General features: G+C 69.8%; 10 protein-coding genes. 3 read left to right on the top strand and 7 right to left on the bottom strand.

Annotation, left to right across the window (positions count from 1 at the left end):
• Positions 1-331: 331 nt before the first annotated feature.
• From M8J73_RS24755 to M8J73_RS24725, 7 genes are all read right to left on the bottom strand, one after another.
• Positions 332-1,108 (bottom strand): ABC transporter ATP-binding protein, encoded by a 777-nt coding sequence (locus tag M8J73_RS24755; RefSeq protein WP_249829067.1) that lies wholly within the window; start codon positions 1,106-1,108, stop codon positions 332-334.
• Entirely contained in the window at positions 1,101-2,030 is a 930-nt protein-coding gene (locus M8J73_RS24750) for an ABC transporter permease (RefSeq protein ID WP_249829066.1), read from the bottom strand. Before M8J73_RS24750 ends, M8J73_RS24755 begins: the two co-directional genes overlap by 8 nt.
• Before the next feature lie 96 nt (positions 2,031-2,126).
• Entirely contained in the window at positions 2,127-2,999 is an 873-nt protein-coding gene (locus M8J73_RS24745; RefSeq protein ID WP_283946973.1) for a glycosyltransferase family 2 protein, read from the bottom strand.
• Positions 3,000-3,007: 8 nt separating this feature from the next.
• Positions 3,008-3,736, bottom strand: a complete 729-nt coding sequence (locus M8J73_RS24740) for a CDP-alcohol phosphatidyltransferase family protein (RefSeq protein ID WP_055537837.1) — start codon at positions 3,734-3,736, stop codon at positions 3,008-3,010.
• 28 nt (positions 3,737-3,764) lie between these two features.
• Positions 3,765-4,829: an iron-containing alcohol dehydrogenase family protein gene (locus M8J73_RS24735; RefSeq protein WP_055537838.1), complete on the bottom strand. Its 1,065-nt coding sequence runs from the start codon at positions 4,827-4,829 to the stop codon at positions 3,765-3,767.
• Entirely contained in the window at positions 4,817-5,569 is a 753-nt protein-coding gene (locus M8J73_RS24730) for a phosphocholine cytidylyltransferase family protein (RefSeq protein ID WP_055537839.1), read from the bottom strand. Before M8J73_RS24730 ends, M8J73_RS24735 begins: the two co-directional genes overlap by 13 nt.
• Positions 5,566-7,371 (bottom strand): DUF5941 domain-containing protein, encoded by a 1,806-nt coding sequence (locus M8J73_RS24725; protein ID WP_055537840.1) that lies wholly within the window; start codon positions 7,369-7,371, stop codon positions 5,566-5,568. The genes M8J73_RS24730 and M8J73_RS24725 overlap by 4 nt, the downstream gene beginning before the upstream one ends.
• 339 nt (positions 7,372-7,710) lie before the next feature.
• Between M8J73_RS24725 and galE the strand changes: the two genes are divergently transcribed.
• The 3 genes from galE (at position 7,711) to idi (ending at position 10,527) form a co-directional block, all read left to right on the top strand.
• Positions 7,711-8,700 (top strand): UDP-glucose 4-epimerase GalE, encoded by a 990-nt coding sequence (galE, locus tag M8J73_RS24720; protein WP_055537841.1) that lies wholly within the window; start codon positions 7,711-7,713, stop codon positions 8,698-8,700.
• A 138-nt stretch (positions 8,701-8,838) separates the two neighbouring features.
• Positions 8,839-9,777, top strand: a complete 939-nt coding sequence (locus M8J73_RS24715) for a cation diffusion facilitator family transporter (RefSeq protein ID WP_055537842.1) — start codon at positions 8,839-8,841, stop codon at positions 9,775-9,777.
• Between the two features lie 156 nt (positions 9,778-9,933).
• Positions 9,934-10,527, top strand: a complete 594-nt coding sequence (idi, locus tag M8J73_RS24710; protein WP_055537852.1) for an isopentenyl-diphosphate Delta-isomerase — start codon at positions 9,934-9,936, stop codon at positions 10,525-10,527.
• Positions 10,528-10,630 lie beyond the last annotated feature (103 nt).

Genomic DNA, 10,630 nt, shown 5'->3' with positions numbered 1-10,630 from the left:
TCCCGTTCTACACTGCCGACCCAAGACGCACTATTTCGGACACGCCGCCCAATCGTCAGCGTGTGCGGCGGATGCCGGGTGTCGCGCATTATGGACCCACTTGCCGCGATTCGGCACCGGTACAGCTTACGTTCTACAACGCACCATGCTCCGACGGGGTGTCCTGCACATCACAAGAACGCACCGATTGCCCCCAAGATTGCTACGGGTGGCCGGAGTTGACTGTTCCTTGCCGGAGTTGGCGGTTCCTTTGCGAACGCCGCGTCTCCTTCTCCTCCGCAGACGCCGGGCCCCACCGGAGCAGTTCCGGCGGGGCCCGGGTGGAGGCGGACTACTTGCCCGTGAACTTCTCGTACTCCTTCAGGACCTCTTCGGTCGGTCCGTCCATGCGCAGCTCACCGCGTTCCAGCCACAGGACCCGGTCGCAGGTGTCCCGGATCGACTTGTTGTTGTGACTGACGAGGAAGACCGTGCCGGCCTCCTTGCGCAGCTCACGGATGCGGGCCTCGGAACGCTTCTGGAACTTGCGGTCACCGGTGGCGAGGGCCTCGTCGATCATCAGGACGTCGTGGTCCTTGGCCGCCGCGATGGAGAACCGCAGTCGCGCCGCCATGCCGGAGGAGTAGGTGCGCATCGGCAGGGTGATGAAGTCGCCCTTCTCGTTGATGCCCGAGAAGTCGACGATCTCCTGGTAGCGCGCCTTGATCTGCTCGCGGGACATGCCCATCGCGAGGCCGCCCAATATGACGTTCCGTTCGCCCGTGAGGTCGTTCATCAGGGCGGCGTTGACGCCGAGGAGGGAGGGCTGACCGTCGGTGTAGACCTTGCCCTTCTCCGCGGGGAGCAGACCGGCGATGGCGCGCAGCAGGGTGGACTTGCCGGAGCCGTTGGAGCCGATGAGGCCGATGGCCTCGCCCCGGTAGGCGATGAAGGAAACGCCCTTGACGGCGTGCACCTTGCGCACACCCCGCGCCGCGTCGTCGGAGCCTCTCTTGAGTATCCGGCTCAGGGCGGCCGTCGCGCTGCCCTTGCCGGTCTTGGCGCCGTTGACGCGGTAGACGATGTGCAGCTCGTCCGCGATGACGGTGGGGATGCGGGTCTCAGCCACGGCCGTACCTCTCCTCCGCCTTCCAGAAGTACACGAAGCCGCCGAGCGCGACCAGCACGGCCCAGCCGCCGGCGACCGCCCACACGTGCGGGGGCAGGTTCTCGCGGCCGTAGCCGTCGATGAGCGCGAAGCGCATGAGGTCCATGTAGATGGCGGCCGGGTTCCACTGGAGGACGTCGCTGATCCACTTGGGATGGTCGGCGAGCATCACCGGGATGGAGAACATGACGCCGGAGGCGTACATCCAGGTCCGCATCACGAACGGCATCAGCTGGGCGAGGTCGGGGGTCTTGGCTCCCATGCGGGCGAAGACGAGGGCCAGGCCGGTGTTGAAGCAGAACTGGAGCGCCAGCGCCGGGAGGATCAGCAGCCAGGACAGCGACGGGTAGCTGCCGAAGCCGATCGCCACGGCGAACATCACGATCATCGAGAACAGCAGCTGCTGGAGCTGCTGGAGCGCGAAGGAGATGGGCAGGGAGGCCCGGGGGAAGTGCAGCGCGCGCACCAGGCCCAGGTTGCCGGAGATCGCGCGGACGCCCGCCATCACCGAGCTCTGGGTGAAGGTGAACACGAAGACACCCGTGACCAGGAACGGGATGTAGACCTCGCGGGACATGCCGCGGTCGGCGTCGAGGATCAGGCCGAAGATCAGGAAGTACACCAGCGCGTTCAGCAGCGGGGTGGCCACCTGCCACAGCTGGCCGAGCTTGGCCTGGCTGTACTGCGCGGTGAGCTTCGCCTGGGAGAAGGCGAGGATGAAGTGACGCCGCCCCCACATCTGGCGGACGTACTCGGCGAGTCCGGGCCGGGCACCGCTCACGGACAGCCCGTACTTGGCGGCCAGTTCCGCCGCGGAGATCCCGTCGTCGGGCGACGGGCGGTCGCTCACCGCGAGCCTGCCGTCATGCGTTGTCTCACTCACAAATGGATACTTTCGTCCTCAAAGTGCGCAGCCTGGTCGGGCCGAGGCGGAAACCTGGGACCGGGTACCGCCGCATGCTCTCAGATATCGAGCTTGTCAGATGACGGGAGGTCGTCCCAGTCGGGTCAGGCGCCACACCGTACGCCACTTCATGGGCCGGCGGGGACCGCAGGCGCTCGTCCAGCCCTCCTTGAAACCGCCGAACCAGGCCTTCAGCGCCGGGCCCGAGGGCTTGCGGAGCAGTGTCAGCAGCAGCCAGACGCCGAGGTAGACGGGGACGAGTGGCGCGGGCAGGTTGCGGCGGGCGAGCCAGACGCGGTTGCGGGCGACCATGCGGTGGTAGACCGCGTGCCGGGAGGGCGCGGTCGTGGGGTGGTACAGCACCATGTCGGACCGGTAGTCGATCATCCAGCCCGCGTCGAGGGCCCGCCATGCCAGGTCGGTTTCCTCGTGCGCGTAGAAGAACTCGTCCGGGAGCCCGCCCACTTCGGCGAAGACCCGGGTGCGTACGGCGTTGGCGCCGCCGAGGAACGTGGTGACCCGGGAGGAGCGCATCGGGTCGGAGGCGCGCAGCCGGGGCACATGGCGCCGCTGGGTCTCGCCGGTCTCGGGGTCGGCGATGCGGAAGCTGATGATGCCGAGCCGGGGGTCGGCCTCGAAGGCCGTGCGGCACAGTTCGGCGGTGTCGTGGTGGGCGAGCAGACCGTCGTCGTCCAGGAAGAGCAGGACGTCGACGTCCCGGCCGCCGGGGCCGAACGCCTCGATGCCGACGTTGCGGCCGCCGGGGATGCCGAGGTTCTCCGGCAGCTCGACCGTCTTCACGCCCTCGGGGACGTCGGGGACGGGTGAGCCGTTGCCGACGACGACCACCTCGACCCGGTCGCCCTCCTGCTTGGCGACCGAGTCGAGGAGGGCGCGGAGTTCGTCGGGGCGGTTGCCCATGGTGATGATGACCGCGCCGACCTTCATGCCGCCGCTCACTTCAGCCTGCTGGAGGCGAGGATGGACACCAGGTGCAGCAGGGTCTGCAGCAGGGCGATGCCCGCGAGGACGGCGACGCCGAGCCGGGAGTAGAAGAGGTCGCCCCGGATCTGGTCGACGATCGCGAGGACCAGGACCAGCAGGGAGGCCTCGACCCCGAGGATCAGCCGGTGGAACTTGAGCGCGGCGGCGGCCCGGCGGGCCAGGGCCATGCCGGAGGAGCGGGGCACCGAGGCCGACTCCTGGACCGGCGGCTTCCCGGTCTGGTGCCGGGCCACCCCGACGAGGTCCGTCTCCGCCTTGATCAGGATGGCGCCGAGAGCGGCGAGGGTACCGAGGAAGGCCCACAGCCAGTCGATCCGGCCGGCACCCCACAGGTCGGCGGCGCGCAGGCCGAAGCCGACGAGCACGGCCGCGTCGCAGAGGTAAGCACCGACCCGGTCCACATAGACGCCGGCGATCGAGTACTGCTTGCGCCAGCGGGCGATCTCCCCGTCGACGCAGTCGAACAACAGGTACAGCTGGACCATCAGCACACCGAGGACGGCGCCCCAGATGCCCGGGACGAGCAGCGCCGGGGCGGCGAGGACGCCGAAGACGGTCATCAGGTAGGTCAGCTGGTTGGGCGTGACCCGGGTGTTCACCAGGTGCCGGTCTATGCGCAGGGAGATTTCGCGCATGTAGAGCCGGCCGGCCCAGTGCTCACCGCTCCGCCGGTCCTTCACACCCGGGGGGTGGACGACCGGTCGGAGCTCAGCTACCGATGGCTTTGGCATAGTCGGCGTATGCGTCCTTGATCTGCTCGGTGCTCAGTTCGAGGTGCTCGAGGATGGTGTACCGGCCCGGCCGGGTCTGCGGCGCGAACTCCACGACCTTGACGAACTCGTCGATGGTGAAGCCGATCTCCTCCGGGAGGACGGGCAGTCCGTGGTGCCTGAGGACCTCGGTCATCTGCCCGGCGATCTCCTTGTCGCCCCGCAGGAACGTGGCGAAGGCGCCGCCCAGTCCGCACTGCTCGCCGTGGAGCGCGTTGCGCTTGGGGAAGCTGAGGTCGAAGGCGTGGCTGATCTCGTGGCAGGCGCCCGAGGCGGGACGGCTGTCGCCGGCCACGGACATGGAGATCCCGCACAGCACGAGGGACTCGGACAGGGTCGTCAGGAAGTCGTCGTCACCGACGCCGCCGGGGTGGCGGAGCACGGCCTCGGCTGCCTGGCGGGCCATCGCGGCGGCCAGTCCGTCGACCTTCTCGCCGGTCTCGCGGCTGGACAGCTCCCAGTCGGCCACGGCGGAGATCTTGCAGATCACATCGCCGATGCCGGCCCGCACGAAGCGCACCGGGGCCTCACGGATGACATCGAGGTCGATGACGATCCCGATGGGGTTCGGCACACCGTAGGAGCCGCGGCCCGCGTCGTTGTCGAGCGTGGCGACCGGGGAGCACAGGCCGTCGTTGGCGAGGTTGGTGGCGACGGCGACCAGCGGCAGGCCCACACGGGCCGCGGCGTACTTGGCGCAGTCGATGACCTTGCCGCCGCCGAGCCCGACCACGGCGTCGTAGTGGCCGCCCTTCTTGATCGAGTCGGCGAGCCGTACCGCCCCGTCGATGGTGCCGTCGGCGTCGCAGAACCAGTCCGCCTCCGGAAACGCGGGAGCGAATCGGTCGCGCAGCGCCGCGCCGGAGCCGGAGCTGATCGCGAAGGCCAGCCGGCCCGACGGCGCGATGCGCTGGTCCGACAGGATCGTCGCCAGATCATCGAGCGCGCCGGGACGGATGTCCACGACGACCGGCGAGGGGATGAGCCTCGTCAGTACTGGCACGCGATCTCACGTCCCTTGGCGAGGTCGTCGTGGTTGTCGATCTCGACCCACTTGACGTCGCCGATGGGGGCCACGTCGATACGGAAGCCGCGGTTCACGAGCTCCTGGTAGCCGTGCTCGTAGAACTGCTGCGGGTCCGTCTCGAAGACCGTCTTCAGGGCGTCAGCCAGCTCGTCGGCGGCCTCGCCCTCGATGAGGGTGACGCCGATGTACTCGCCGGTCGCCTCGGCCGGGTCCATCAGCTTGGTGATCTTCGTCATGCCACCCTCGGGACCGACGACGACCTTCATCTCCTCGTCGGCGAGGGACTTCACCGTGTCGAGGGCGAGGATGATCTTCTTGTCGCCGCCACGTGCGGCGAGCAGGGTCTTCTCGACGGAGACCGGGTGCACGGTGTCGCCGTTGGCGAGGATCACCGAGTGCTTGATGGCGTCACGGCCGCACCACAGGGAGTAGGCGTTGTTCCACTCCTCGGCCTTGTCGTTGTCGATCAGGGTGATCTTCAGGCCGTACTTCTGCTCCAGCGCCTCGCGGCGCTCGTAGACGGCCTCCTTGCGGTAACCGACGATGATCGCGACCTCGGTCAGGCCGATCTCGGCGAAGTTGCCGAGAGTGAGGTCGAGAACGGTCAGGCTGTCCTCGTTCCCCTCGGGGCCGACCGGCACCAGAGCCTTGGGCAGGGTGTCGGTGTAGGGGCGAAGACGCCGTCCGGCGCCGGCCGCCAGCACGAGGCCGATCATGCGGGTTCTCCTTCATCGTGTACGGCGGGTGCGCCGGTTTTATGGGCGGTCACCCAGAAGCGGATGCTCTCGAGGAGCACCACGAGCGCCACGGCCACGGCGAGCACCGTGAGCGCGACCTTGAAATCTGTGGGCGCGAGCAGCGCGGCCAGAACGGTGACCAGCAGCGTCCTGCCTTCGTGACCGCCGATCACCCGCACGAGCCACCGCGGCGGCGCGCCGGCGTCACCGCGGATGCGGTACACCGTGTCGTAGTGATGGTAGGCGACGGCCGCCACCAGCCCGAAAGCCGCGGGAAGGGCTCCGTTCACATCGGCTTTGACCGCCAGTACCAGTACGGTCCCGTACTCGGCGGCGCGGAACAGCGGAGGAATCAGCCAGTCCAGAGCGCCCTTGAGGGAGCGCTCGACGGCTTCCGCCGACAGCCCGACATACAGGGCGGCCATGGCGACGACCGGCCAGGACGGGCCCCAGACCCAGGCGGCGGTCACCACGGCCACGGCCCCGAAGGCCGCGCTGAGCAGTGCCGTCTTGCGCGGGGGGCCCGGCAGGAGCCGGGCCAGCGCCTCGGCGAGCGGGCCGGTGTCCGCGAGGTCCGCCAGCGCCTGCGCCGCCCGGTCGGTGCGCTGTGCCTTGCGGGTCAGCGAGCGCAGCACGCGGCCCGCTGTGGTGTAGGTCGCGGCGAAGGCGCAGCCGATGAGCAGCGCGTAGAAGGTGATCCGGGGGGTGGTGACCGCCGTGAGGACGGCGATCATCGCCCAGCGCTCGCCGATGGGCAGCACGATCATCCGGCGCACCCACACCGTCCAGCCGACGCTGTCGAGTTTGTCGGAGAGGGCCGCGGTGGGGCTGGTGTTGGCGGTGGCGTCGTGGTTCGCCTCGTTGAAGGAGAAGTCGACGACGTGGCGGCAGGTCTGGAGGACCATCGCGCCGAGCGCGAGCGCCCATACATCGTCGCCGCCGCGGGCGGCGCCGAGTGCGAGGCCCGCGTAGTAGGCGTACTCCTTGGCGCGGTCGAAGGTGGCGTCGAGCCAGGCGCCGAGCGTCGAGTACTGCAGCGAGTAGCGGGCCAGCTGGCCGTCGGTGCAGTCGAGGACGAAGGAGAAGATCAGGAGCAGGCCGGCGGCGACGAAGCCACCGCGGGTGCCGGTGGCCGCGCAGCCCGCCGCGATCAGGGCGGTGATCAGCGAGGCGGTGGTGACCTGGTTCGGGGTGAGGCCGCGGCGGGCGCACCAGCGGGCGAGGTAGCGGGAGTAGGGGCTGATGAAGTGCGTGGTGAAGAACCCGTCGCGGGACTTCACGGCCGTCCGCAGCCGTACGGCCTCGTCATCGACGGCGGCGACCGCCTGGCGGGCCTCGTTGCGGGTCTGGGGGTCGGTGGGGACGACGGCGACCAGGGTGCCGAGGTCGGGCCGGTGCAGGGCGACGCCGTCGGCGTCGAGGGCGGCGACCACCCGGTCGGCGACATTGTCGACGGCGACGGCGGTGCTGCCGCTCGCGTCGGAGTTCTCGCGGGCCAGCGCGCGGCTGAGGGCCTGGCGGGCGGCGGGCCGCACGGTGACGGCGCCCGGCAGGGCGGCGGCGTCGAAGCGGGGGTCGGTGAGGCCGAGGCGCAGTGCGTGCACGTGCCCCACGAACCGGGCGTCGACGATCGCGACCCGCTGACCGGCGGGGACGGTGGCCAGGAGCGTCTCGGCGTCACCGGCGTCGGAGGCGACCCGCACGTCGAAGCCGAGCGACCGCAGATCGCCCTCCAGCGACGATCCGGGGACCGGCTGACCGGTGAGGATGGCGGTCGACAGACGAACTCACTCCCTGGGTGCCGACGCGACCGCGCCGGGCATGTGCGTGGTGGGGACGCCCCGGCCCGCTACGGCCCGGCGGCGTGTCGGCAGAGGTTATCGGATGAAGGGAAACGAGGATTCACCGCCCGTTCACGGCCCGATCAAGTGGGCCTGCTGGGCTCCGCCGCGATCATCATCGGGGATCCGAGGGTCACGCCACAAACTCCGGTTCGCATATCAGCTCATAGGCGATATACGGCGGAGCCCGCACTCCAGCACACCGGGTTCAACAAATTCCACCATCACTCAACAGAAAACATCAGCGTGATTCCGGGAGCCCGGTTAAGGTAGGTGCCCATGACTTGGCTGATCACAGGCGGAGCCGGATATATCGGCGCACACGTGGCGAGGGCCCTGGCCGACGCCGGAGAACGGGTGGTCGTACTGGACGACCTCTCGGCCGGTGTCCCCGGCCGCCTCCCCGACCGCATCCCGCTCGTCCACGGCTCGGCCCTGGACGGCGACCTCCTGAAGCGGACCCTCGCCGAGCACGCCGTGACCGGTGTGGTGCACCTGGCGGCCCGCAAGCAGGTCGGCGAGTCGGTGGCCCAGCCGACGCGCTACTACCAGGAGAACGTGGGCGGACTGGCCACGCTCCTGGAAGCGGCGGCGGGTGCGGGCGTGCGGCGGTTCCTGTTCTCCTCCTCCGCCGCCGTGTACGGCAACCCGGATGTGGACCTCATCACGGAGGACACCCCCTGCGCGCCGATGAGCCCCTACGGCGAGACCAAACTCACGGGTGAGTGGCTGGTCCGCGCGGCAGGCCGGGCGCACGGGATGGCCACCGTGTGCCTGCGCTACTTCAATGTGGCCGGCGCCGCCGAACCCGCGCTCGCCGACACCGGTGTCTTCAACGTGATCCCGATGGTCTTCGACCGCCTCACCCGTGACGAGGCGCCCCGTATCTTCGGCGACGACTACCCGACCCCGGACGGCACCTGCATCCGCGACTACATCCATGTCGCCGACCTCGCGGAGGCGCACCTCGCCGCGGTCAGGCGGCTCACGACGGAGGGCGCGACCGGCGACCTCACCGTGAACATCGGACGGGGCGAGGGCGTGTCGGTGCGCGAGCTGATCACGCTCGTAGGCGAGGTGACCGGCGACCGCCGGCCCGCGCTCGTCGAACCCCGGCGCCCCGGGGACGCGCCGCGCGCCGTCGCCTCGGCCTCGCTGGCCGAGCGGGAACTGGGCTGGACGGCCCGGCACGGGGTGCGCGAGATGGTCGAGTCGGCTTGGGCGGGCTGGTGCCTGCACCGCGGTCTCCGACCGAACCCCCGCTCATGACACCGCCCTGACCTGCGGATCGTTTCCGCAGGTCAGAGCATATGACAACGGTGTTCAGTGCCGCGTTGCCGTATACCCCCCGCCCGTAGTTGACTGTGATCCCGGAGCCGGACACACGGACGCGGAAGGGCGGATTCCATGGGGGCTGGGCACGATCACGGGCACGCGCATCACGCGCCGACCAGCGGTACGGCGGCAGCCGCGTACCGCGGGAGGCTGCGGATCGCGCTGTCGATCACGCTCACCGTCATGGTGGTCGAGATCGTCGGCGGAGTCCTCGCCGACTCCCTCGCGCTCGTCGCGGACGCGGCGCACATGGCGACGGACGCGGTGGGCCTCGGCATGGCGCTCCTCGCCATCCACTTCGCCAACCGTCCGCCGAGCGGCAACCGCACCTTCGGGTACGCCCGCGCCGAGATACTCGCGGCCCTCGCCAACTGTGTGCTGCTGCTCGGCGTCGGCGGCTATGTGCTCTTCGAGGCGATCCAGCGTTTCATCACACCGGTCGGCACCCAGGGCGGACTGACCGTCGTGTTCGGTGCGATCGGCCTGGTCGCCAACATGATCTCGCTGACCCTGCTGATGCGGGGCCAGAAGGAGAGCCTGAACGTCCGGGGCGCCTTCCTGGAGGTGGCCGCCGACGCGCTCGGCTCGCTGGCGGTGATCGTCTCCGCCGTGGTCATCCTGCTCACGGGCTGGCAGGCCGCCGACCCGATCGCCTCGCTGATCATCGGCGTGATGATCGTGCCGCGCACGGTGAAGCTGCTGCGCGAGACCCTGGACGTGCTGCTGGAGGCGGCGCCGAAGAACGTCGACATGGCGGAGGTGCGGGCCCACATCCTCGCCCTGCCCGGCGTCGAGGACGTCCACGACCTGCACGCCTGGACCATCACCTCCGGCATGCCGGTCCTGTCGGCTCATGTCGTGGTCGGCTCCGACACGCTCGACGCGATCGGCAACGAGAAGATGCTCCACGAGCTTCAGGGCTGCATCGGCGACCACTTCGACGTCGAGCACTGCACGTTCCAGCTGGAGCCCGGCGGACACGCGGAGCACGAGGCGAAGCTCTGCCACTGACATGCGTGCATCCGGGTACGCCGTCCAGGGCGCGCGCGATCCATGGGTGTCCGCGCCGGGGGTGCGCGGGTAGGACATGCGGGTTGGCGTGAAGTGCCAGGAGTGCCGGTTCCCTACGGCAGACTTGGGGCTCGAGGAACGAAGCGAAGGATGGGCATGCCGATCACACCTGCCACCGCGATGCACGACGCACCGGACAGCACCACGGAAGCGATCCTGCTGGAGCTGGTCGACGAGGAGGGCACGACGATCGGCACGGCGGAGAAGCTCTCCGCACACCAGCCTCCCGGGCAGTTGCACCGGGCGTTCTCGGTGTTCCTCTTCGACGAGCGGGGCCGGCTGCTGCTCCAGCAGCGCGCCCTCGGCAAGTACCACTCCCCCGGAGTCTGGTCGAACACCTGCTGCGGTCACCCCTACCCCGGCGAGTCCCCGTTCGCGGCGGCCGCGCGGCGTACGTACGAGGAGCTCGGGGTGTCCCCGGCGCTGCTCGGCGAGGCGGGAACGGTCCGCTACAACCACCCCGACCCGGACTCGGGTCTGGTGGAGCAGGAGTTCAACCATCTCTTCGTGGGGTTGGTGCGGTCCCCGCTGCGGCCGGACCCGGAGGAGGTCGGGGCCACGGCCTTCGTGACCCCGCAGGAACTCGCCGAGCGGCACGCCAAGGACACCTTCTCGGCCTGGTTCATGACGGTGCTGGACGCGGCCCGCCCCGCGGTCAGGGAGCTGACGGGCGACTCCGCGGGCTGGTGACCCCGCCCGCCAGGTCTGTCGTTGGGACCATGCCGGCTTCGGGCTACGGCAGCTTGATGGCTGCCGGTGAGCGGGGCTTGGTGCGTGCAGCTGCGGAGGAGGG

The organism is Streptomyces neyagawaensis (genome assembly GCF_023516595.1).
In the GTDB taxonomy this organism is placed as follows: Bacteria; Actinomycetota; Actinomycetes; order Streptomycetales; family Streptomycetaceae; genus Streptomyces; species Streptomyces neyagawaensis.
Note: the sequence above shows the minus strand (reverse complement) of the source record. Positions and strands in the feature narration are given on the sequence as shown.

What these genes read in the sequence shown, in the direction of transcription:
- M8J73_RS24730 (WP_055537839.1), bottom strand. Translation starts at nt 5,569, where the DNA reads ATGATCGGCCTCGTGCTGGCGGCCGGCGCCGGACGGCGTCTTCGCCCC.
- M8J73_RS24715 (WP_055537842.1), top strand. Translation starts at nt 8,839, where the DNA reads ATGGGGGCTGGGCACGATCACGGGCACGCGCATCACGCGCCGACCAGC.
- M8J73_RS24745 (WP_283946973.1), bottom strand. Translation starts at nt 2,999, where the DNA reads ATGAAGGTCGGCGCGGTCATCATCACCATGGGCAACCGCCCCGACGAA.
- idi (WP_055537852.1), top strand. Translation starts at nt 9,934, where the DNA reads ATGCCGATCACACCTGCCACCGCGATGCACGACGCACCGGACAGCACC.
- galE (WP_055537841.1), top strand. Translation starts at nt 7,711, where the DNA reads ATGACTTGGCTGATCACAGGCGGAGCCGGATATATCGGCGCACACGTG.